Below are 21,596 nucleotides of genomic sequence, written 5' to 3' on the forward strand. Positions count from 1 at the left end.
AAAGTCAAATCATGAGTTTAATTGAAATCAAAGTCCCCGACATCGGTGGACACAGCAACGTGGACGTGATTGCGGTTGAAGTCAAAGAGGGCGACACCATCGCACTTGACCAAACGCTCATCACTTTGGAAACCGACAAAGCCACCATGGACGTGCCTGCGGACGCGGCTGGTGTGGTGAAAGAATTGCGCGTGAAAGTGGGCGACAAAGTCTCCGAAGGCAGCGTGATTGTGTTGGTGGAAGCAGCGAGCCAAACCGAAACCGCACCACAAGCGGCTGAAAAACCAGCAGAAACACCTGCGCCCAGCGTTCAGGCAGCCGCGCCACAAGCTGCGGCAAGCGCAACGCAAAAAGTGGAAGTACCCGACATTGGCGGACACAGCAATGTGGACGTGATTGCGGTAGAAATCAAAGTGGGCGACACCATCGCGCTTGACCAAACGCTCATCACTTTGGAAACCGACAAAGCCACGATGGACGTACCCAGCACGGCGGCTGGCGTGGTAACGGCTTTGCACGTTAAGGTGGGCGACAAGGTTTCGCAAGGCACGGTGATTGTGGAAGTGTCAGGCGGTGCGCCTGTGGCGGAATCTGCACCACAAGCAGCCACCAAACAGGAAACCGCACCCGTTCAGGCTGCCGCGCCTGCGCCACAAGCCCCTGCTCCATCTGCACCACAAGTTCAACAAAATCAACCTGTTGCTGCTTATGGCGCGGTAAACGAGGCGGCATTTGCCAAAGCCCACGCTGGTCCTTCCACACGCAAATTGGCGCGTGAATTGGGCGTGGATTTGGGCTTGGTCAAAGGCACGGGCGCGAAAAATCGCATTACCGCAGAAGACGTGAAAGCCTTTGTGAAAGGCGTGATGCAAAACGGTGGCGCGAGCGTTCAGGCAGCCCCTGCGGCAGCGAGCTTGGGTGGCGGTTTGGATTTGTTGCCTTGGCCCAAAATTGATTTCAGCAAATTTGGCGAAATTGAAGTGAAAGAATTGAGCCGAATCAAGAAAATTTCAGGTCAAAACCTGTCGCGCAACTGGGTGATGATTCCCCACGTTACCGTGAACGAAGACGCGGACATGACGGAATTGGAAACTTTCCGCCAACAACTCAACAAAGAATGGGAAAAAGCGGGCGTGAAAGTGTCGCCTTTGGCGTTCATCATCAAAGCGTCTGTGAGCGCGTTGCAAGCTTTCCCTGAATTTAACTCGTCTTTGGACGGCGACAACCTGATTTTGAAAAAATACTACAACATCGGTTTCGCGGCAGACACGCCAAACGGTTTGGTTGTGCCTGTGATTAAAGACGTGGACAAAAAAGGCATTAAGGAAATTTCCATTGAATTGACCGAATTGTCCAAAAAAGCCCGCGAAGGCAAATTGAAACCGCAAGAAATGCAAGGCGCGTGTTTCACGATTTCCAGCTTGGGCGGCATTGGCGGCACCAGCTTCACGCCGATTGTGAATGCCCCCGAAGTGGCGATTTTGGGCGTGTGCAAATCGCAAATGAAACCCGTGTGGAATGGCAAGGAATTTGAGCCACGTTTGATGTGTCCGTTGAGTTTGTCGTTTGACCACCGCGTGATTGATGGCGCGGCAGGTATGCGTTTTGCGGTTTACATGGCGAATTTGTTGAAAGACTTCCGCCGCGTGATTTTGTGATGGTTTAATTAAAATAAGGCAGCCTGAAAGTGTGTTTTCAGGCTGCCTGTTATTTATTTTTATTGATATTGATAAAATGATTTGGCAAATACATTTCCCTTTATTAAATAATGATTTATTTGAACTTGCCAGCAGCCAATCGCTGACGGCGGCTTTGTCGGATTTGGGCGATTTTGCGGTGCAATTGGATTATTTGGGTGTGGAGAATGCGCCCGATTGGTTTCATGATTTCAGGCTGCCTGAAAATGTGTTTACGCGCCGCGTAACGCTGCATTTGGACAACACGGCGGTGGTTCATGCCCAAAGTGTTTGCACGGTGGATTCGCGTTGGCGCGATGTGCTAGATTGTGGCACCTCGCCATTGGGGGCGATTTTGTTTTCAGGCAGCCTGAACATCGCGCGCAGCCCAATTGAATTTACCACGCCGCCTGATTATGTGTTGGCGCGGCGGTCGTGGTTTGAGTGGGGCGGCGAGCGTTTGTATTTGGTGGAATGTTTTTTGCCGCAAATTGCAAATTTCAGCAAAAAAAGTTCGCGTGCTAGTTCAAAATCCGTATAATCATTGTTTTGTTTTCAGGCTGTCTGAAACACGCGCAGCCATCACATTCACAAGTTCACAAGGAAAAAATATGTTCGGCAAAGCAGGACTCGGTGGCTTAATGCAACAAGCCCAAAAAATGCAAGAAAATATGAAAAAAGCCCAAGCAGAATTGGCACAAACCGAAGTTTTGGGACAGGCGGGCAATGGCTTGGTTAAAGTAACGGCAACGTGTAACCATGTTGTGCATAAAATTGACATCAATCAAGAGCTGATTGCGCAAGCGTCAGACGATAAAGAAATGCTGGAAGACTTGATTTTGGCAGCCATTCAAGACGCGTACGACAAGGCGGAAGATTTGACTTCATCGCGCATGTCGCAATTTACCGCAGGTTTGCCAGCAGGCATGGGCGATTTCTTTAAATAATTCAGGCAGCCTGGAAATGATTTTTTCGGGCGACTTGTTTATTTGCAGTAATTTTATTAACCCTTTAATTTTGATAAGGAAACTATTATGGGTATTTTTGATTTTGCCAAAGAAATTGGCGATAAAATCTTCAACCGCACCGAAGAACCTGTTGCGCCTACCGAGCCAGCCGCGCAAGAAATTGCCAATCAATTGTTGGCGCGTATCCAAGAAAACGCCACCATTGCAGGCTTGACCGTGAACTACAACGGTGATACCGACACTGTAGAAATCACAGGCACCGCCGCCAGCCAAGCCGAGCGCGAAAAAGCAATTTTGGCAGCAGGCAATGTGCAGCATGTTGCCAAAGTGATTGACCACATCACCGTGCAAGAGCCAGCACCTGAATCACGCATGTACACCGTGAAATCAGGCGACACCTTGTCTAAAATCGCCAAAGAAATGTACGGCAATGCCAATGAGTACAACAAAATTTTTGAAGCGAATCGCCCCTTGTTGTCTCACCCTGACAAAATTTACCCAGGTCAAGTATTGCGTATTCCTGACTAATATTTAATGATTTAATTTAAACATTGGTTCAAAAAATTGGGCAGCCTGAAAAATCACTTTTCAGGCTGCCTTACTTTACGTTTCTATTTAGTCTATCTCTTATTCAGTCATTAAAATAATCAAACAATTTTTTAGCTATCCAATAATATTATGCGTAATTTTTAAATTTCTTGAAGTTGCGTAAAGTGAAAAATTGATGACGACCAATTTTCACGCCTTTTACTGCGCGGGGTGCAGGAGTTACACCATTTGATGAGAAAAACAATGCACCGCGAGTAACATCTTTGGGTTTGCCTTCCTTGTATTCACGATACAAGGTGTGGGCTAACTTGTGAATACGCTTATGGCGTTTTTGTGAGTAAACCCGATTTTTGCGCAATTTCAGGTTATGCACCCATTGAAATTGTCCGCGTTCACGAATCACACCGCACACGGTGCGTGGATAAATGCCTGAACGCATTCGGTTAATAATCACATTCCCCACAGCGACTTTGCCGCGATAGGGTTCGCCTTGTGCTTCATAGAAAATCGCCGTTGCCATACAATTTACTTCGCGCTGGTAGTGGCTGCTTTGCTGCTTGGCAGCGTGTGAAGGCAGCGCGAAGAGAATCGAGAACAAGGCGAAGATTAAGTAAAAATACTTCTTCATTTGTGTTTACGTTCCTCGTAAAAATTGAACATTTTTTTAGGCAGACTGAAGTGTTCAGACTGCCTAAACCATATTTACAACATTAGAAGTCGCGCATTCTAAAATTAAAATTGTGTGAAGTCAAGCAGTTCTATTTTCAGGCTGCCTGAAAACCAGTAAAATACCGCTCCACACCTTTACAGAACAGGATAAATCATGCTTCAAAACACCGCCGAATATTTATGCCAATTAACCGAACACACGCTGAAGTTGGCGCGTGAAAAAGGCGCAACCGCCGCCGAAGCCGATATTAGCGAATCGGTTGGGCAGAGCGTACAAATTCGTTTGCAAGAGATTGAACAAATTGAATTTCAACAAGATAAATCATTAGACATCACTGTGTATGTGGGGCAACGCAAAGGTCGTGCCAGCACGGCGGATTTTTCCGAGCAGGCTTTGCAGGATACGGTGCAGGCTGCCTTAGACATTGCGCGGTACACGGCGGAAGATGAATGCGCGGGTTTGGCAGACGCGGCTTTGATGGCAAAACATTGCCCCGATTTGGACAAATACCATGAATGGCAATTATCCACCGAACAAGCAATAGAATTGGCACAAAATTGCGAACAAGCGGCGTTGTCGCATGATGAGCGCGTGCAAAATTCGGAAGGCGCAGGGGTACAAACTTCGCATTTTCAATATGTTTATGGCAATACGCATGGTTTTTTGCAACATCAGCGTGGCACGCGACACAGCTTGTCTTGCAGCGTGGTGGCGGCGGATTCTAAAGGCATGGAACGCGATTATTGGTATGATATTTCCTGTGATTTCAATCAATTGGATACGCCTGAAGCCATTGGCAAATTGGCAGCAGAGCGCACGGTACGCCGTCTTGGTGCGCGCACTTTGCCGACTGGGAATTATCCTGTTTTGTTTGACACGACCGTCTCAGGCAGCCTGATTGGGCATATTGTGGGTGCATTGAGTGGCGGTGCTTTGTATCGTGAAAGTAGTTTTTTACTCAATAGTTTAGGTAAACAAATTTTGCCTGATTTTGTGAATTTGCGTGAAGAGCCGCACACGCCGCGTACTTTGGGCAGCACCTATTTTGACGGCGAAGGCGTAGCGACCAAACCGCGTTTTGTGATAGAAAATGGCGTGGTGCGTGGCTATTTTTTGAGCAGTTACAGCGCGAGAAAATTGGGTTTGCAAACGACTGGTAATGCAGGTGGTGCGCATAATTTATATTTAAATCATACCGTTGCCACGCAAACAGATTTGTTAAAACAAATGGGTTCAGGTTTGCTGGTTACCGAATTGATGGGGCAGGGCGTGAATATGCTGACGGGCGATTATTCGCGTGGTGCGGCTGGTTTTTGGGTGGAAAATGGCGTGATTGCTTATCCTGTTTCGGAAATTACGATTGCGGGACGTTTGCAAGATATGCTATTGAGTATTCAAGGCATTTCTGATGATAGTTTGCGCCGCAGTTCGGGGAAGATTGGTTCTATTTTGGTGGGCAATATGACGGTGGCGGGGTATTGAGATTACGAACACAGGTTCTAAAAGTATTCAGGCAGCCTGAAAGGGTATGGGCTGTTTTTCAGGCTGCCTGTTTGCGACACTTTGCTTCTTTTTTCATAAAAAATCCATTTATTTAGAACCTTGTACTTATCATTTGAGTAAAATTTCTTTACAATATTGCCATCTCAAGTAATTTATTTAAAAAATTTAAAATAAGGTTATCATCAATATGTCCATGCAAATTACCGACTTGCTCGCGTTTGGCGTGAAAAACAAAGCATCTGACTTACACTTATCGGCAGGTTTGCCGCCGATGATTCGTGTACACGGCGATATTCGTCGCATCAATCTGCCTGAAATGAGTGCGGAAGATGTGGGGAATATGATTAGCTCCATTATGAATGACTTGCAGCGCAAAAATTATCAACAAAATTTGGAAACTGACTTTTCGTTTGAATTGCCTAATGTGGCGCGTTTCCGTGTGAATGCGTTTAACACCAATCGTGGTCCTGCCGCCGTATTGCGGACGATTCCAAGCAAAGTATTGACACTGGACGAATTAAAAGCCCCACGTGTATTCCAACGTATTGCCGACACACCACGTGGTTTGGTGTTGGTAACAGGTCCAACGGGTTCGGGTAAATCCACCACGCTGGCGGCGATGATTGACTACATCAATCAAAATGTACCAGGGCATATTTTGACCATTGAAGACCCAATTGAGTTTGTGCACCAATCCAAAAAATCATTGGTAAACCAACGTGAATTGCATGAACACACCCACAGTTTCGCCAATGCCTTGAAATCGGCTTTGCGTGAAGACCCAGACATTATTCTGGTGGGCGAGATGCGCGACCCCGAAACCATCGGTTTGGCATTGACCGCCGCCGAAACGGGGCACTTGGTATTTGGTACATTGCACACCACATCAGCTTCTAAAACCGTAGACCGTATTATTGACGTGTTCCCAGCAGGTGAAAAAGAGATGGTGCGTTCCATGTTGTCCGAATCGCTACGCGCGGTAATCGCCCAAACTTTGATGAAAACCAAAGACGGTAAAGGTCGTGTGGCAGCTCATGAAATTTTGATTTCTACCGCCGCCGTGCGTAACTTGATTCGTGAAAATAAAATCGCACAAATTAACTCGGTACTGCAAACAGGTCAAAGCACAGGTATGCAAACCCTTGACCAATGTTTGCAAGATTTGGTAAAACGCGGTATTGTGTCGCTGGAAGATGCGCGCGCCAAAGCCCAAAACCCAGATATGATTAACTGATTTATCATGTGTTTTCAGGCAGCCTGAAAATATACACGGAAGAGACAGCCATTATGACACACCAACCTCCTTCTACAGATGTAACCTCTTTGTTGTCTGGTTTGGTAAACGATTACAAAACCAATCACCCCGAAATAGCCGCCAAAGAACGTGCGCAAGCACGTCAGGCAGCCACTGACTTGCTCGCCAAAGGCGAAGTGCCTATGCCTGTGGAAGCAGGCAATATGATGATGGGCGCGGCTTTACATCCTTTGCTGGAAAAAATGGCGTTGGAATGTGAAAAGCGTCAGGCTTCGGATATTTTCATCAGCGCAGGTTTTCCGCCATCGTTCAAAATCAATGGCGAATTAACCCCCGTGCCGCTCAAAGCCTTGAACGCACAAGACACGCAAACGCTGGTGTATTCCACCATGATGCCCGAACAACGCGCCAAGTTTGACAAAGAATTGGAGTTAAACTATTCCGTACAATCGGCAAGTGGCATTCGTTTTCGTGTGAACGCGTACCATGAACAAGGTCGCGTGGGCATGGTGTGGCGGCGCATTACCACCAAAATTTTGACGGTGGACGATTTGCAATTGCCACAAGGTTTGAAAGATTTGGCAATGCAACCGCGTGGTTTGCTGATTTTGGCGGGGGCGACGGGTTCGGGTAAATCAACGTCTATGGCGGCGATGTTGGACTGGCGCAATAAAAATTCGGCAGGTCATATCGTTACCATTGAAGACCCTGTGGAATATTTGCACAAGCCCATCAAATCCATTTTCACGCAACGCGAATTGGGTACGGATACGAATTCGTGGTCTATGGCGGTGCAATCTGCTATGCGTCAAGCCCCAGACGTGGTCTGCGTGGGCGAGGTGCGTAACGAGCATACAATGGAATACGCCTTGCAATTGGCGCAAACGGGGCATTTGTGTATTTTCACCATTCACGCCAACAATGCCGTGCAAACTATTGAACGGATTATGAACTTTTACCCAGAAGAACGTCATCAACAAGTTTTGATGGACTTGGCATTGAATACGGTGGGAATTATTGGTCAGCGTTTGGCGCGTTTGAAAGATGGTGGTCGTACTGCGATTGTGGACTTGTTGATTAACTCATCTGCCATGCAAGACCATATTTTCAAAGGCGAATTAATGGAAGCGATGGCGTTGATGAAACGCTCGCAAACCGATGGTATGCAAACTTTTGACGATGACTTGTTCCGCCTGTACACCCAAGACCGCATTACCTTTGATGAAGCCTTGCGCCAAGCCGAATCGGTAAACGACTTGCGTTTGCGCATTAAATTGTGGGAAGAAGGCAATGCGAAAGACCATGTGTTTGATCGCGTGGGCGCATTGACTTTGCAATAATTCAGGCAGCCTGAAAATTCAAACTAGCCGCAAAACTGTGATTAGGTTTTGCGGCTAAATCCACTTTCAGGCAGCCTTACAGTACACGACAATTTTTCCAAACACAAATCATGTAGGGTGCGCCGTACGCACCAAATGGCTGAATAATTTAAATATTGTTGGTGAATTTGGTGCGTACGGCGCACCCTACTGTTATTTTTGTCGTGTACTGAAAGGCAGCCTGAAAAAACATTTTAGGAAGACCATTATGCAATTTAGTTTACCTTCATCAAGTGGCGAAGTATTTGATAGTTCAAAACATTTGCCATTAGTCGTGTATTTTTATCCCAAAGACCACACCGCAGGCTGCACCACTGAAGGCTTGGATTTTAATCGCTTGTTGCCCGAATTTGCCCAATTGGGTTACACGGTGGTCGGCATTTCGCGCGATGGTGTGAAATCACATCAAAATTTTTGTGCCAAACAAGGTTTCCAATTTGAACTATTGAGCGACACAGACGAAAGCGTGTGCAAACAATTTGATGTGTTGAAATTGAAAAAATTGTATGGCAAAGAACATCTTGGTATTGAGCGCAGCACTTTTGTGTTGAACGAACAAGGCGAAATTGTCCACGAATGGCGCAAAGTAAAAGTCGCCAATCACGCGCAAACGGTATTGGACACCATTCAAAATAATTCAGGCAGGCTGAAAGGTTAACTCAATGAATACACATAAAATTTTACCACCAGCCATGTTGGGCATTTTGGGCGGTGGACAATTGGGCAGCATGTTTACGATGGCTGCCAAAACCATGGGCTATCGCGTAACCGTGCTTGACCCCGACCCGAATGCGCCCGCTGCTCGTTTCGCCGACCAGCATTTGTGCGCCAAATTTGATGACCCCAAGGCTTTGGCAGAATTGGCAAAATGTGCCGCAGTTACCACCGAATTTGAAAATGTGAACGCCCAAGCCATGCGCGATTTGGCGCAACACACGCGCGTGTCGCCGAGCGGCGATTGTGTGGCGATTGCCCAAAACCGTATTTTGGAAAAATCGTGGATACGCAAAGCGGGTTTGCAAACTGCACCGTATCAAGTGATTGAAAAAATGGCAGATATTGGTGCAGAAAGTTCACAATATTTATCGGGCATTTTGAAAACGGCGACTTTGGGTTATGACGGCAAGGGGCAAATTCGGGTAAATACATTGGACGAATTGCGCCAAGCCTTTGTTTCACATGGAGAAGTGCCGTGCGTATTGGAGAAAATGGTGGATTTGCGTGGCGAGATTTCGGTGGTGGTGTGCCGTTTGAATGCGGACGCGATTGCCGCGTTTGACCCTGCGGAAAATTTCCATGAAAACGGCATTTTGGCGTATTCGGTCGTACCTGCGCGGCTGCCTGAAAGTGTGCAAAATCAAGCGCGTAGCATGGCAATTTGTTTGGCGAATGAATTGGATTATGTGGGTGTGTTGGCGGTGGAGATGTTTGTGGTGGGCGATGCGGGCGATTTGATTGTGAATGAAATTGCACCGCGCCCACACAATAGCGGACATCACACAATAGACGCGTGTTTGGCAAGCCAATTTCAGCAACAAGTGCGCTTGATGTGCGGTTTTGCGCCTGCCGATACGCGTTTGCAGCAAGCGTGTTGCATGGCGAATATTTTGGGTGATGTGTGGGGCGATGATGGCGGCGAGCCAAATTGGTCGGCGGTGCTGGATAATCCGCAAGCGCATTTGCATTTGTATGGCAAAACGCAAGCACGAGTAGGGCGCAAAATGGGGCATTTGACCGTGTTGGCGGATACGGCGGATGTAGCATATTTATTGGCAAAACAATCACATAGTCAATTGAAGCCGTAAAAATATTCAGGCAGCCTGAAAACTGATTTCAGATATAGTCGTAGAAATGAAAATGCAGTACAAGGCGACAACGCCCGCCGTGTACGATATGAAGCCCAAACAATACACAAGTGAGCAGAAAAAAATTGCTCAAAAAACGTGGGTTTATCGAAACCATTTTTGGGCAACTGAAAAATTTGTGTTAAATTGAACATACTCGCCATCGTTTGGAGCGCGGCTTTATTTTGAATTTGATTTCAGGTTCCGCCTATTGTCTTTTTCCTTATAGCCAATGATGTTCGGGAAAAAGTCTTTATTACCAATGAAGTAAGAAAGGCTTATCCCGAGTTAGCGTTATATTAGGAAACCAGTCCAGCCAATGCTGCCTGAAATATTGCCAAATGTTTTGGTTGGTATTGAGATTCAAAAATTCACCGACAAGTTCCATACAAATCAATTCACTATCAGATAATTGGGTTTCAAAACCGCCTTTTTTGATGGGTGTAGTAATTAATTTTTTGTATAAATCATCTACCATTAAGTACATTTTGATGATAAATTCGTCTTGGCGCATAAGTTGGTTTCTTTGATGAGTTATTTTGGTCGATAAATATTTTAGAACAAACTTATGCGCTTTTTCTATGCTTGTTTAAAAAGTGTTGAGAGTCGTGTAAACATAGTGAATTCAATTTAAACCAGTACAGCGTTGCTAGTTTCCTTATGGGTCGCTGTCGCCTTGTCCTGATTTAAATTGAATCCACTATAAATTCAAAAATCTGCGGCAATTTCTCCGCAAATCCCGTCATTCTGTGGTCGCCGCCTTGCGTAATCGCCACATGACAGCTCCGATAATAATCCGCCGCTTCACGATAATCCAATAATTCATCGCCTGTTTCCAGCAACACCAACACGTTTTCAGGCTGCCTGATGGTTTGCGGCTTGCGTTGTGCGAACCAACGCAAATCGCCCATCGTCATTTGCCAAGTAGTCGCTTTTTCATCGTGGGCGACAAAATCATCGGGCAAATTCTGCGCATTTTCAGGAAAAAAACGCAATTAAATCGCGCAAAATTTGTAAAACTTGTTCAGGTTTATGATTTAAATCAGGGCTTTGTACCACAATTTCTGGGTGGTGTGCCGCGCAATAATCGCGCAAAATATTACCTTTTACCGAATGGGCATTGCTGTGTAAACCGTGTACATAAATGATTTGCATGATTTTGTCCTGTTTTGACTTATTCAGGCAGCCTGAATTGGATAAACCCATTATTTTAATTAGGATTTTTTGTTTAGCAAAGGATAAGGATTAATCGCTTTGCCGTTCACATAAATACCATAATGCAAATGCGGCGGCGTGGTACGCGCATTGCCCGTATTGCCCACATAGGCAATCACTTGTCCCTGTTTAACATATTGATACAATTGAATATCGGCGTATTTATGCAAATGCGTGTAGTAGTGAAATGCGCCGCCCGCACCAATCAGCCACACCGATGTGCCACCCAAACGATTGTTTTCCATTTTCCACACCACCCCGTCAATATTGCTGACCACAGGTGTGCCGCGTTTGGCGAAAATGTCCACGCCTTCGTGTTTGCGCCCACCGCCGCGTGGCGCACCCCATGTGTCAATAAAGCGTTGTTTCGGAACAGGATTGGGTAAACTGTTTGCGCTGGGCAAAGGTTGCAGCCACAGTTTGGCGATTTGCAATTGTGCGCGAACGGGAATGGGATTGACCAACATCATGGTAAACATGGTCAGGAAAAAAAGCGCAATAATAATGAATGTGTTGCGTGAAAACATGGGCGATGAATGCGGCGTATAAGTAAAGGCGCAAAATAGCAAACAAATCATCAATAGGCAAATGAAATTGCGTGTTTTTACGCAAAAATAATTCAGGCAGCCTGAAAATTCATTCAGGCTGCCTGAAAAATAAACATTCAATTATTTATCAATAAATTGACCATAATCCATAATCCGCTCAAAACGGCGATTGAGCAAATCATCAACAGGCAAAGCCTGCACCGCGCTTAATTGCGTTTCCAACACGGCTTTGACGCGTTCCATCAATTCATCGTAATCGCGGTGTGCGCCGCCCAAGGGTTCGGCAATCACTTCGTCAATTAAGCCAAGTTTCAGCAATCTGTCGGCGGTAATGCCCAATGCGGAAGCGGCGTCGGCGGCTTTTTCTGCCGTTTTCCACAAAATAGACGCGCAACCTTCGGGCGAAATCACGGAATAGGTGGAATATTGCAACATATTCACATAATCGCCGACCGCAATCGCCAATGCGCCACCCGAGCCGCCTTCGCCAATAATAGTGCAAATCACAGGTACGCGCAATTTGGTTAATTCATACAAATTCTTACCAATCGCTTCGGATTGATTGCGCTCTTCCGCGCCAATACCTGGGTAGGCACCAGGGGTGTCCACAAAAGTCAAAACAGGCAGCCCAAATTTTTCCGCCATGTGCATTAAACGCAAGGCTTTGCGATAACCTTCGGGGCGTGGCATACCAAAATTGCGCTTGATTTTGGCTTTCGTGTCGCGTCCTTTTTGGTGTCCAATCACCACCACGCTTTGCCCATTAAATCGCGCCAAACCACCTACAATGGCATGGTCATCGGCAAAATGGCGGTCGCCGTGCAATTCTTGGAAATCGGTGCAAAGCGCAGCAATATAGTCCAAAGTGTAGGGACGCTGCGGGTGGCGCGAAACTTGCGAGATTTGCGCGGGCGTCAATTTGCTGTAGATGGATTTGATTAAATCATTGCTCTTTTTTTGCAATTGATTAATTTCTTTGGAAATATCTACCGCAGAATCGTCTTGGACAAAGCGCAATTCTTCAATTTTTTTGGTTAATTCGGCAATGGGTTGTTCAAAATCAAGGAAGATGGGTTTCATCTGCATACTCTGTTTACGAAAAGATTGGGGCAGATAATACGCGAATTTTCAGCGTTTTGGAAGTTTTCAGGCTGCCTGAAAGTATAAACACTCTATATTCAAATGTGTCCCGATGAAGAGGGCATACATTTTTGCAACCAAATGTCTTTTTGTTTTGGTGTAAGCATTTGAAAAACATCATGATAAAAACTTAATTCAGAAATGGTTTGTTGCATATTCACTTGGTGGCGTTGTTGGGCAATTTGTCCTGCTTGCTGATTATCAAACGCGGATTTGGCAAAAAAATTGCGCAATACCAATTGATTATTTTGATTGCTGAAATTTTGCTGTTCGCGTCTCAAACGGATTTGTTCGTTTTTGTAGGCTTGGCGGCGCACGCGAATTTGATTGCGTTGCGGCTCGCTCAATTCCAGCACGCGCAAATCGCAATTTAAGCGCACTTCTGCCGCGTGAATAGGGGAAATATGTAAAGACATCAACATCATACTGATACACAAAACGGCATAATGTGAATAATAGAGTGGGCGAGCAAATAATTTTTTCATGGCTATTCTCCTAAAAAGGGTTGATTTTGGGCTAAAATTGAATTTTCTAGTTTTGATTGTAATCTAATTTTTAGATGAAACAAAGGTGTCTTAAATGAGAGATTTTCGTATTTCCCCCAGTCTGTTAGCGGCAGATTTTGCGCGTTTGGGCGAAGAAGTTTCGGCGGTGGTGGCGGCTGGGGCGGATTGGATTCATTTTGATGTGATGGACAATCACTATGTACCGAATTTGACTTTTGGTGCAATGGTTTGCCAAGCTTTGAAGCCTTACGCAGGCAATGCGCTGATGGACGTGCATTTGATGGTTGAACCAGTTGATGATTTAATTCAACAATTTAGCACGGCTGGCGCAGACGTGATTACTTTTCACCCCGAAGCTAGTCGCCACATTGACCGCAGCCTGTCGCTGATTCAAGCGGCAGGCAAACAAGCGGGTTTGGTGCTGAACCCTGCCACACCAGCCTATGTGCTTGAAAATGTGATGGATAAATTGGATTTGGTGTTGTTGATGTCGGTGAATCCTGGCTTTGGTGGGCAGAGTTTTATTCCCAATACTTTAAATAAAATCAAACAAGTACGCGCAATGTTGGACGAATACGAACATCAGTCGGGCAGACGCATTTTGTTGGAAGTGGACGGTGGCGTGAAAGTGGACAATATTGGCGAGATTGCGGCGGCTGGGGCGGATATATTTGTGGCAGGTTCGGCGATTTTTGGGCAGCCTGATTACGCGAAAGTGATTGCCCAAATGCGGCAGGAATTGACAAAAATTTAGCAGATATTACATTTGATGAGTCTTATTTAACCAACATTCATGACGTTCAGGCTGCCTGAAAGGATTTTTTCCCCTTTTCAGGCAGCCTGAAAGCACCTAAAAACGGTATAATCCGCATTCCCAAACACATGGCAAGAAATGAATTTTATGAACTGGTTTTCCCGTCCCCACACCATACTCAAAACGGTTTATCGTTATGGTTTAACCGATATGATTTTGCCCTACGTTCATCACGGCTGGGCGCGAAAACTGGTGCGCCGTATTCCACAATCGCCACAAGCGCGTGAACAAGCCATGCCTGTGCGTTTGCGTTTGGCATTGGAAAGTTTGGGCCCGATTTTTGTGAAATTGGGACAAGTGTTGTCCACGCGCCCCGATTTGTTACCTGCTGATTATGCAAAAGAATTGGCAAAATTGCAGGACAAAGTGCCACCGTTTCCCGCCGAATTGTCGCGCCAACAAATTGAGCAATCTTTGGGCAAACCCATTCATGAATTGTATGCGGAATTTGAAGCCGAACCCGTTGCCAGCGCGTCCATTGCCCAAGTGCATAAGGCGCAGTTATTTGATGGAACGTGGGTGGCGGTGAAGGTATTGCGCCCGAATTTGGGCGAAGTGATAGACCAAGATTTGGCGTTAATGCGTTTTGCCGCAACGTGGATAGAACGTTTATTTGCCGATGGCAAACGCTTGAAGCCGCGCGAAGTGGTCGCCGAATTTGACAAATATTTACACGATGAACTGGATTTAATGCGCGAAGCCGCCAACGCCAGCCAATTGCGCCGTCAATTTGAAAACAGCGAGCAAATCATTATTCCCAAAGTGTATTTTGATTTGTGCAGCCGCGAAGTGATGACGATTGAGTGGATGGACGGCACGCCCATTTCCGAAACAGAAAAATTATTGGAACAAGGCATTAGTTTAAAAAAATTAGCGCGTTATGGCGTGGAAATTTTCTTCACACAAGTGTTTACCAATGGTTTTTTTCACGCCGATATGCACCCTGGTAATATTCTCGTTGCGCCCGATGGACGGTATATTGCGCTGGATTTTGGCATAGTTGGCAGCCTGACCGAATACGATAAACGCTATTTGGCGATTAATTTTCTCGCATTTTTCAACCGCGATTATCATCGCGTGGCGACTGCCCACATTGAAAGTGGCTGGGTGCCAGCCGACACTCGCGCCGAAGATTTGGAAGCCGCTGTTCGTGCCGTGTGCGAGCCGATTTTCAATAAGCCTTTGTCGGAAATTTCCTTTGGGCTGGTGTTGATGAGATTGTTTGAAACCAGTCGGCGGTTTAATGTGGAAATTCAGCCGCAATTGGTTTTGTTACAAAAAACTTTATTGAATATTGAAGGACTTGGGCGACAGCTTGACCCTGAATTGGATTTGTGGGACACGGCAAAACCGTTTTTGGTGAAATGGATGGACACGCAAATTGGTCCACGCGCCCTGTTGAAAAATCTGAAAGAAGAAGTGCCTGATTGGGCTGATATTTTGCCCAGTCTGCCCCGCAAATTAAACCAATTATTAGACGAAAAACGCCAACAGGAAATGCGTGAAGCCTATATTCATTTGGTTGCCACGCAAAGGCGGCAAAATTTTTGGTTGGGCGTGATTGCGGTGGTTTTGGTGTTGATTTTATTGTTTAAATAATTTTTCAGGCTGCCTTGTGGCACAACAATATTGTTTACATAAAAAACACGTTTCAGGCAGCCTGAAACGTGTTTTTCTATTTTAAATTATTATTTTTTCAAAATAAATTCACTGCCGTCTTCACGATACAAAGTGGGCGCGGCTTCGTCTTCAATCACAGCTTGGGTAATCACGACTTTTCGCACTTCTTTCAAATCGGGCAACACATACATGGTTTCCAACAAAGCGCGTTCCACAATAGAACGCAAACCGCGCGCGCCCGTTCTGCGTTTGATGGCTAATTTGGCAATGCTGCGCAAGGCTTCCGTTTCAAACACCAATTCGGCGTTTTCCATCGCAAACAGGCTTTGATATTGTTTCACCAGAGCATTTTTGGGTTCGGTCAAAATATTGATTAAAGCGTCTTCGTCCAATTCTTCCAGCGTGGCGATGATGGGTAAGCGACCAATCAATTCGGGAATCAAACCAAATTTAATCAAATCTTCAGGTTCAACGCTTTCAAATAATTCGGTTACATTGATGTTTTCATCTTTGCTGTGTACGGTTGCGCCAAAACCAATGCTGCCTTTTTCGGTGCGCTGGCGAATGACTTTTTCCAGCCCCGCAAACGCGCCGCCGCAAATAAACAGAATATTGGTGGTGTCCACTTCAATAAATTGCTGATTCGGGTTGCGGCGACCGCCTTGTGGCGGCACGCTGGCGAATGTGCCTTCAATCAGTTTCAACAAGGCTTGTTGCACGCCTTCGCCTGAGACATCGCGAGTGATGGACGGGTTGTCGGATTTGCGTGAAATTTTGTCAATTTCATCAATATAAACAATGCCGCGTTGAGCTTTTGCCACATCACCATCGCATTTATTGAGTAATTTGGTGATGATTTGTTCCACGTCTTCGCCGACATAGCCTGCTTCGGTGAGTGTGGTGGCGTCTGCCATCGCAAACGGTACATTGAGTTTACGCGCCAGCGATTGTGCCAACAAGGTTTTACCTGAACCCGTTGGACCAATCAGCAAAATATTGGATTTGGACAATTCCACTTTGCCGTCTTCCGCAGGCGTGTTCAAACGCTTGTAATGATTGTACACGGCAACGGCAAGGGCTTTTTTCGCCAAATCTTGCCCAATCACATGTTCATTTAATTGGGCAACCAATTCGGCGGGTGTGGGCAATTCGCCCAAATCTGATGGACTGGTTTCGCCGCCTGCTGGCTGATTGCCATGACTGTGTTCTGAAAAAAGTGCATTGCAATCGGAAATACATTCGTTGCAAATCAAAGCGTTGCCAGCATCGTTTTCAATTAGGTGGGCAACATCGTTTTCGGATTTGCCGCAAAATGAGCAATGGCGTGGGGTGTTAAATTTCATGGTTGTCTTTCAAACAAAAAATGTTGCCAAGTATAAAGGCAGCCTGAAAAACCTGCAAACGGTTTTCAGGCTGCCTTGTCATACTCCTAATATTGGTTCATATGTATGTATTCAGGCAGTCTGAATATTAACGGCGACCACGGCGACCACCGCCCAAACCAAATCCACCGCTCTTGCTAGGTTGTGTAGGGCGATAGTTGGGCGTGGGTTTGGGTTGTGCCGATGGTTGAGTGGACGGTTGTGCAGACTGTTGTGGCGCGGCTTGCGTGGGAACAGGGCGGTAGTTCGGCGTGGGTTTCGTATTTGCCGAATTCGCGGCTGGGGCGGCGGCGCGTGGCGCAGGAATGCTGTTTGGGTTTTTCACGGTGTAATCTTTGTACACGCGCTGCACGGCTGCTGTTGGTTTGGTAACGGGTTGATATTTGGCGGCATTTTTATTGTTCATTGCATTTGCCATCAAATAACCCGCCGCCGCACCAATCGCGCCATACAGCAACCAGTTGCCGCTATCGGGGTCAAACATATATTGTTGCCCGTCCGTGCCTGTAACGGCTTGACCGCTTGCTTTGGCTTGTTCTTGCAAATTTTGCGGAATGGTCTCGGCAACGGCACTGGCTGCCAATTGGTAAACTTGACTGGCGGCTTGGGCTGGGGTAGCGGCGGCAGCTTGAGCGGCTTGGGCTTCTAATTGTTTGATTTTGGCTTCTTGTTCCAAAATTTCAATTTTTTTGGCATTTTCTGCAATTTTTTTGTCTTGTTCGTTTTGTGCGCCACCGCAAGCAGCCACAGCCAAAACAGCAGCAAGAGAAATCATTTTTTTCATATTTTAATCCTTTGAGTGAGTGGAAATATTTTCAGGCAGCCTGAAAAAGTAAAATGGGGGCAAATGGCTGAATTTCAACACGCCGTGCCGACTGCGCGGGCAATCGCTAAGCCTTCTTCCACGCTTAAATACACGGCTGGTTGTGGCGTGTGGCGATACACAATTTCGCCGTGATGGAAGACGGCAAACTCGTTTTGCGCCAATTGTTGCCATGTTTCATTGTCGGTGAGTGGCAGGGTGGCGATGACGGCAACGCGGTCGTTGGGCGTGGTTACTTCATTGAAATCAATGGCAATGTCTTCATCAACCAAATGCGCTTCGCCAAATGGGGCTTGGCGCACGATGTAGTGGAGTAGGGTGCTGGTGTGGGTGAATAAATAATCGCCATTGGATAACATCATGTTAAATAAACCAAATTCGCGTATTTCCAACACAATGGCTTGCACCGCCGCGTACAGGGTGGCTGGGTCGGGTTTGTGGGCGAATTGTTGGCGCAGGCTATCCAGCAAGTAACACAATGCGCGTTCACTGTCTGTGTTGCCAACTGATTGATAATATTTAAAATTTGGTTGAAAATTTTGCAAATGTCCATTGTGGGCAAACAGCCAATATTCGCCCCACAATTCGCGTTGGAAAGGGTGGGTGTTTTCCAGCGAAGTGTGTCCTTGACTGGCTTTGCGAATGTGGGCGATGACGTTTTCTGATTTAATCGGGTAATTTTTGACCAATTCGGCAACGGGCGATTGTGCGCTGGGGTGATTGTCTAAAAATAAGCGTAAACCCTTGTTTTCAAAAAAACCTATGCCAAAACCATCGGTGTGGTGGTCGGTTAAGCCGCCGCGTTTGCTGAAGCCTTCAAATGAGAAAACAATGTCGGTGGGGGTGTTGCAATTCATGCCGAGTAGTTGGCACATATTTGTTTTTCCTATGATTTTAAGTTTTCAGGCTGCCTGAATATTAATTATAAGTAGTCTTGTAAACTGGTTTGCAATAATTCAATTAATTCCGCGTCCATATAACGGTAATCATCGGGAATATCCAGTACCGTCAAAGGTTTATATTGCAAGGCGCGGGTAAATTCTGCTTTCAAACGCGCTTGGTGTTTTTCTTCCATCACAAAAATATGGTCAGCCCACGCAATATCGGCGGCGGAAACGGTGTGCCGCGCATTTCTGCTCGTGCCAGCAGAACGCGCTTGGTGGGTAGGGTGGCGATAAAACAATTGTTCGGCGGTGGGGCTGCGCCATTGATTGCGTGAACAAATAAACAGTAAATTCATGGGTTTCCTTTTTCAGGCAGCCTGAAACATTGGGTTATTGTTGGGCGTGTTGTCATTTTGTGAATGTTGGTTTGGAAAACTGACCTACGCTGTTTATCAAAAAAGTAAGCCAAATGAAAAAAGTCCAACAGTCTCATTCACAAAAATAAAATAGTTCAGGCAGCCTGAAATTTCAAACCATTTGAATTTGAATAATATTTTTTGATTTTATTATTGTTTGGCTTACTTTTCTAAAAAGTAAGTCGCCGCGCGGCGATAGAGCGCACGCTGTAGGCAAACTTTAATTTTTTTGTACTATCAGGCTGCCTGAAAAATTATTCAAATACTGTGCCAATGCTCAATTCGCGCCCCGCCAAAAACGCCGCCGCCGTCATGCGTTTCGCGCCAGCAGGCTGCAATTGAGTGATTTGCACCGCGCCATCGCCACACGCCACCACAATACCGTCCGCGTTTGCTGCCAAAATGGTGCCAGCCGTGCCGTGTTGCGCCACTGTGTTGGCTGCCCAAATTTTCATCGGTTTGCCTTGCCAGTCTGTCCACGCGGTCGGCACGGGATTGAACGCGCGGATTTTGCGGGTAACCACATCTGCCGATTCCTGCCAATTGATTTTCGCTTCTTCTTTGGACAATTTTTGCGCGTAGGTAACGCCATTTTCGGGTTGTGCGACACTTTTCAGGCTGCCTGAACGCGCCAATTCACGCAAATCCGCCACAATCGCCGCCGCGCCTATGCTCATCAATTCATCGTGGACTTCGTTGGCGGTGTCGGTCGGTTTGATGGCGTAACGGTGTTCGCTGACCACCGCGCCCGTGTCCAAACCCACGTCCATTTGCATAATGCACACGCCTGTTTCCGTGTCGCCCGCTTCAATGGCGCGTTGAATTGGCGCAGCACCGCGCCAACGCGGTAAGAGCGAAGCGTGGATATTCAGGCAGCCGTGTTTGGGCGTGTCCAACACATTTTGCGGCAAAATCAAGCCATACGCCGCCACCACCATCACGTCTGCGCCCACATCGCGCAACATCGCCAGTGCTTCCGTATTGCCGCGCAATTTTTCAGGCTGCGCCACGCGTAAACCCAAATCCAACGCCGCTTGTTTCACGGGCGAGGCTTGCAATTGCATGCCGCGACCTTTCGGGCGGTCGGGTTGCGTTAAAACCAATGGAATCTCAAAACCAGCCGCGTGTATCGCTTGCAATGCGGCGGCGGCAAAATCGGGCGTACCTGCGAAAATCACTTTCATCGCGTTCTCCAAATTCATTAAATAAATTGATTTTACAATATTTCAGGCTGCCTGAAAGCCCAAAAAACCGCTACAACACAAATCGTAGCGGTTTTTTTATTCAAATAAGGCAAAAATTAGAATTTGTATTCAGCTTGTACGCGCCAAACATTCACGTCTTGTTTTTCGCCTGTTGGCACGGTCGCGTTAATCTGTTTGCCGTGCAAATAGAACGCGCCAACTTTCAGGTTTTTGTATGGCACATAGTTTGCGCCCACTTGCACGCCTTTTACGTTTTTGCTGTAATCGCTGACAGAAGACACACCCGACATCGCACCCACATGACGCACATTGGCATACACATCATACGAATTTACCGCTTGCCAATCCGCATTTTTATATTTGATTTCGGCAAACGCGCCATCTTGTTTCACTTCTTTGCCTGCTGAATCAAATACATCTTCAATATTGGAGCGGCTATAAGCGATGAAACCCGACCAATCTTGACCCAATTTCGTATCCAAACCAATTTCGCCAAACCAAGCGTCTTTTTCATTGCCATTTGGACGTTTCACATCTTGCACATAAGCCACTGTGCCGCCGATATTCGTGTTTACCGCCAATGGGTATTTGGATTGTAAAATCACCGTGCCATTGCGATGTACGCCCACGCCCCAAGGATTGTCGTTAAACGCATTTTTGGTAACACGCGCCACTGCCAATTTGGTCGGTGCAATTGAATTGTTAAATGTCAATTCCGCACCCGTTACCTCATTATCATACACACGACCATAAGAAGAGAACGCGCCATATTTACCCACGCGCAACTTCATATTGTTGGTTAATGAGCCTTCCACAAATAATTTATTCATGGGAATATCTTGGTCGTTGTTCATTTTGCCTGTACGCAAATTGTATTGCGGCTCAAGCTGCATTTTAACCGTCCAATCTTTGTACAAACGCAAACCCAACCATGCTTCTAAATTGATGTGGCTTTCCGTTTTAGATTTTGGATTGGCAATGCTCGTGTATTGTGCGGCTGTATCTTCGCCATCAGCACGAACACGCACCACACCGTCTAAAGTAAAGCGGTCAGAGATGAATTGTTTTGTGTTATCAATGCGTTGAATAGCAGCTTCGGTGTGCGTGGTGTTGCTGGGTGCGGCAAGCGCAGGTGCAGCAAACAAGCCTAAACAAGCAGTAGCGAGTAAAGATTGGCGAAACATACAAAACTCCAAGTG

At 46.4% G+C, this 21,596-nt stretch carries 24 protein-coding genes and 1 pseudogene; 12 read left to right on the plus strand and 13 right to left on the minus strand.

Features of this window, described 5'->3' with window-relative positions; genetic code table 11:
* Positions 1-11 precede the first annotated feature (11 nt).
* The 4 genes from aceF to lysM all read left to right on the plus strand — a co-directional run bounded on the left by aceF (position 12) and on the right by lysM (position 3,172).
* Complete coding sequence (gene aceF / locus Q338_RS02210) at positions 12-1,658, plus strand: dihydrolipoyllysine-residue acetyltransferase (RefSeq protein ID WP_034291625.1); 1,647 nt, start codon at positions 12-14, stop codon at positions 1,656-1,658.
* A gap of 76 nt (positions 1,659-1,734) precedes the next feature.
* Positions 1,735-2,217: a chorismate--pyruvate lyase family protein gene (locus Q338_RS02215; protein ID WP_147293714.1), complete on the plus strand. Its 483-nt coding sequence runs from the start codon at positions 1,735-1,737 to the stop codon at positions 2,215-2,217.
* 70 nt (positions 2,218-2,287) lie between these two features.
* Positions 2,288-2,623 (plus strand): YbaB/EbfC family nucleoid-associated protein, encoded by a 336-nt coding sequence (locus Q338_RS02220; protein WP_034291581.1) that lies wholly within the window; start codon positions 2,288-2,290, stop codon positions 2,621-2,623.
* An 87-nt stretch (positions 2,624-2,710) separates the two neighbouring features.
* Positions 2,711-3,172, plus strand: coding sequence for a peptidoglycan-binding protein LysM (lysM, locus tag Q338_RS02225; protein WP_034291583.1), 462 nt, complete (start codon positions 2,711-2,713; stop codon positions 3,170-3,172).
* A 148-nt stretch (positions 3,173-3,320) separates the two neighbouring features.
* On the opposite strand, the gene Q338_RS13655 is transcribed toward lysM, so the two are convergent.
* A complete protein-coding gene (locus tag Q338_RS13655) occupies positions 3,321-3,821 on the minus strand; it encodes a cell wall hydrolase (protein WP_084693474.1) in 501 nt (166 codons plus the stop codon).
* Positions 3,822-4,016: 195 nt separating this feature from the next.
* Between Q338_RS13655 and pmbA the strand changes: the two genes are divergently transcribed.
* The 6 genes and pseudogenes from pmbA to Q338_RS15105 all read left to right on the plus strand — a co-directional run.
* The gene (gene pmbA, locus Q338_RS02235; protein WP_115723685.1) at positions 4,017-5,345 is read left to right on the plus strand and encodes a metalloprotease PmbA; all 1,329 of its coding nucleotides are present in this window, start codon (positions 4,017-4,019) and stop codon (positions 5,343-5,345) included.
* Positions 5,346-5,559: 214 nt separating this feature from the next.
* Positions 5,560-6,600 carry a type IV pilus twitching motility protein PilT gene (locus Q338_RS02240; protein WP_174905287.1) on the plus strand — a complete coding sequence of 347 codons (1,041 nt, stop codon included), beginning with the start codon at positions 5,560-5,562 and terminating at the stop codon, positions 6,598-6,600.
* Between the two features lie 203 nt (positions 6,601-6,803).
* Positions 6,804-7,961, plus strand: coding sequence for a PilT/PilU family type 4a pilus ATPase (locus Q338_RS02245; protein WP_377896435.1), 1,158 nt, complete (start codon positions 6,804-6,806; stop codon positions 7,959-7,961).
* A 247-nt stretch (positions 7,962-8,208) separates the two neighbouring features.
* Positions 8,209-8,658 carry a peroxiredoxin gene (locus tag Q338_RS02250; protein ID WP_034291588.1) on the plus strand — a complete coding sequence of 150 codons (450 nt, stop codon included), beginning with the start codon at positions 8,209-8,211 and terminating at the stop codon, positions 8,656-8,658.
* A gap of 4 nt (positions 8,659-8,662) precedes the next feature.
* Complete coding sequence (locus tag Q338_RS02255; RefSeq protein WP_034291589.1) at positions 8,663-9,805, plus strand: 5-(carboxyamino)imidazole ribonucleotide synthase; 1,143 nt, start codon at positions 8,663-8,665, stop codon at positions 9,803-9,805.
* Between the two features lie 125 nt (positions 9,806-9,930).
* Positions 9,931-10,115: pseudogene (locus Q338_RS15105) on the plus strand (transposase); the annotation flags it as partial.
* Here the strand turns inward: Q338_RS15105 and Q338_RS02260 are convergent.
* From Q338_RS02260 to Q338_RS02280, 6 genes are all read right to left on the minus strand, one after another.
* Positions 10,101-10,358: a hypothetical protein gene (locus Q338_RS02260; RefSeq protein ID WP_034291591.1), complete on the minus strand. Its 258-nt coding sequence runs from the start codon at positions 10,356-10,358 to the stop codon at positions 10,101-10,103. The pseudogene Q338_RS15105 and the gene Q338_RS02260 sit on opposite strands and share 15 nt — an antisense overlap.
* Positions 10,359-10,530: 172 nt before the next feature.
* On the minus strand, positions 10,531-10,839 hold the full coding sequence (locus Q338_RS02265; protein ID WP_051968427.1) for a YqiA/YcfP family alpha/beta fold hydrolase: 309 nt from the start codon (positions 10,837-10,839) through the stop codon (positions 10,531-10,533).
* Positions 10,823-10,999 carry a YqiA/YcfP family alpha/beta fold hydrolase gene (locus tag Q338_RS14010; protein WP_169815833.1) on the minus strand — a complete coding sequence of 59 codons (177 nt, stop codon included), beginning with the start codon at positions 10,997-10,999 and terminating at the stop codon, positions 10,823-10,825. The genes Q338_RS02265 and Q338_RS14010 overlap by 17 nt, the downstream gene beginning before the upstream one ends.
* Positions 11,000-11,058: 59 nt before the next feature.
* Positions 11,059-11,727, minus strand: a complete 669-nt coding sequence (locus Q338_RS02270) for a M23 family metallopeptidase (RefSeq protein ID WP_244772930.1) — start codon at positions 11,725-11,727, stop codon at positions 11,059-11,061.
* Entirely contained in the window at positions 11,728-12,687 is a 960-nt protein-coding gene (locus Q338_RS02275) for an acetyl-CoA carboxylase carboxyltransferase subunit alpha (RefSeq protein WP_034291592.1), read from the minus strand.
* 98 nt (positions 12,688-12,785) lie between these two features.
* Positions 12,786-13,232, minus strand: coding sequence for a hypothetical protein (locus Q338_RS02280; protein WP_051968428.1), 447 nt, complete (start codon positions 13,230-13,232; stop codon positions 12,786-12,788).
* 94 nt (positions 13,233-13,326) lie between these two features.
* On the opposite strand from Q338_RS02280, the gene rpe reads away from it, so the two are divergent.
* Both rpe and ubiB read left to right on the plus strand, forming a co-directional pair.
* Complete coding sequence (rpe, locus tag Q338_RS02285; protein WP_034291593.1) at positions 13,327-14,007, plus strand: ribulose-phosphate 3-epimerase; 681 nt, start codon at positions 13,327-13,329, stop codon at positions 14,005-14,007.
* 147 nt (positions 14,008-14,154) lie between these two features.
* A complete protein-coding gene (gene ubiB / locus Q338_RS02290; RefSeq protein ID WP_034291632.1) occupies positions 14,155-15,666 on the plus strand; it encodes a ubiquinone biosynthesis regulatory protein kinase UbiB in 1,512 nt (503 codons plus the stop codon).
* Positions 15,667-15,755: 89 nt separating this feature from the next.
* Here the strand turns inward: ubiB and clpX are convergent, their stop codons facing one another.
* From clpX to Q338_RS02320, 6 genes are all read right to left on the minus strand, one after another.
* Entirely contained in the window at positions 15,756-17,030 is a 1,275-nt protein-coding gene (gene clpX, locus Q338_RS02295) for an ATP-dependent Clp protease ATP-binding subunit ClpX (protein WP_034291595.1), read from the minus strand.
* 127 nt (positions 17,031-17,157) lie between these two features.
* Positions 17,158-17,853: a hypothetical protein gene (locus Q338_RS02300; RefSeq protein WP_034291596.1), complete on the minus strand. Its 696-nt coding sequence runs from the start codon at positions 17,851-17,853 to the stop codon at positions 17,158-17,160.
* A 74-nt stretch (positions 17,854-17,927) separates the two neighbouring features.
* Positions 17,928-18,767, minus strand: a complete 840-nt coding sequence (locus Q338_RS02305) for a class II glutamine amidotransferase (protein ID WP_084693478.1) — start codon at positions 18,765-18,767, stop codon at positions 17,928-17,930.
* A gap of 47 nt (positions 18,768-18,814) precedes the next feature.
* Complete coding sequence (locus tag Q338_RS02310; protein ID WP_034291598.1) at positions 18,815-19,132, minus strand: low molecular weight protein tyrosine phosphatase family protein; 318 nt, start codon at positions 19,130-19,132, stop codon at positions 18,815-18,817.
* A 314-nt stretch (positions 19,133-19,446) separates the two neighbouring features.
* The gene (gene fmt / locus Q338_RS02315; RefSeq protein WP_034291633.1) at positions 19,447-20,376 is read right to left on the minus strand and encodes a methionyl-tRNA formyltransferase; all 930 of its coding nucleotides are present in this window, start codon (positions 20,374-20,376) and stop codon (positions 19,447-19,449) included.
* Between the two features lie 116 nt (positions 20,377-20,492).
* Entirely contained in the window at positions 20,493-21,581 is a 1,089-nt protein-coding gene (locus tag Q338_RS02320) for a hypothetical protein (RefSeq protein WP_051968429.1), read from the minus strand.
* Positions 21,582-21,596 lie beyond the last annotated feature (15 nt).

It is taken from the genome of Alysiella crassa DSM 2578 (genome assembly GCF_000745955.1).
GTDB lineage: Bacteria > Pseudomonadota > Gammaproteobacteria > Burkholderiales > Neisseriaceae > Simonsiella > Simonsiella crassa.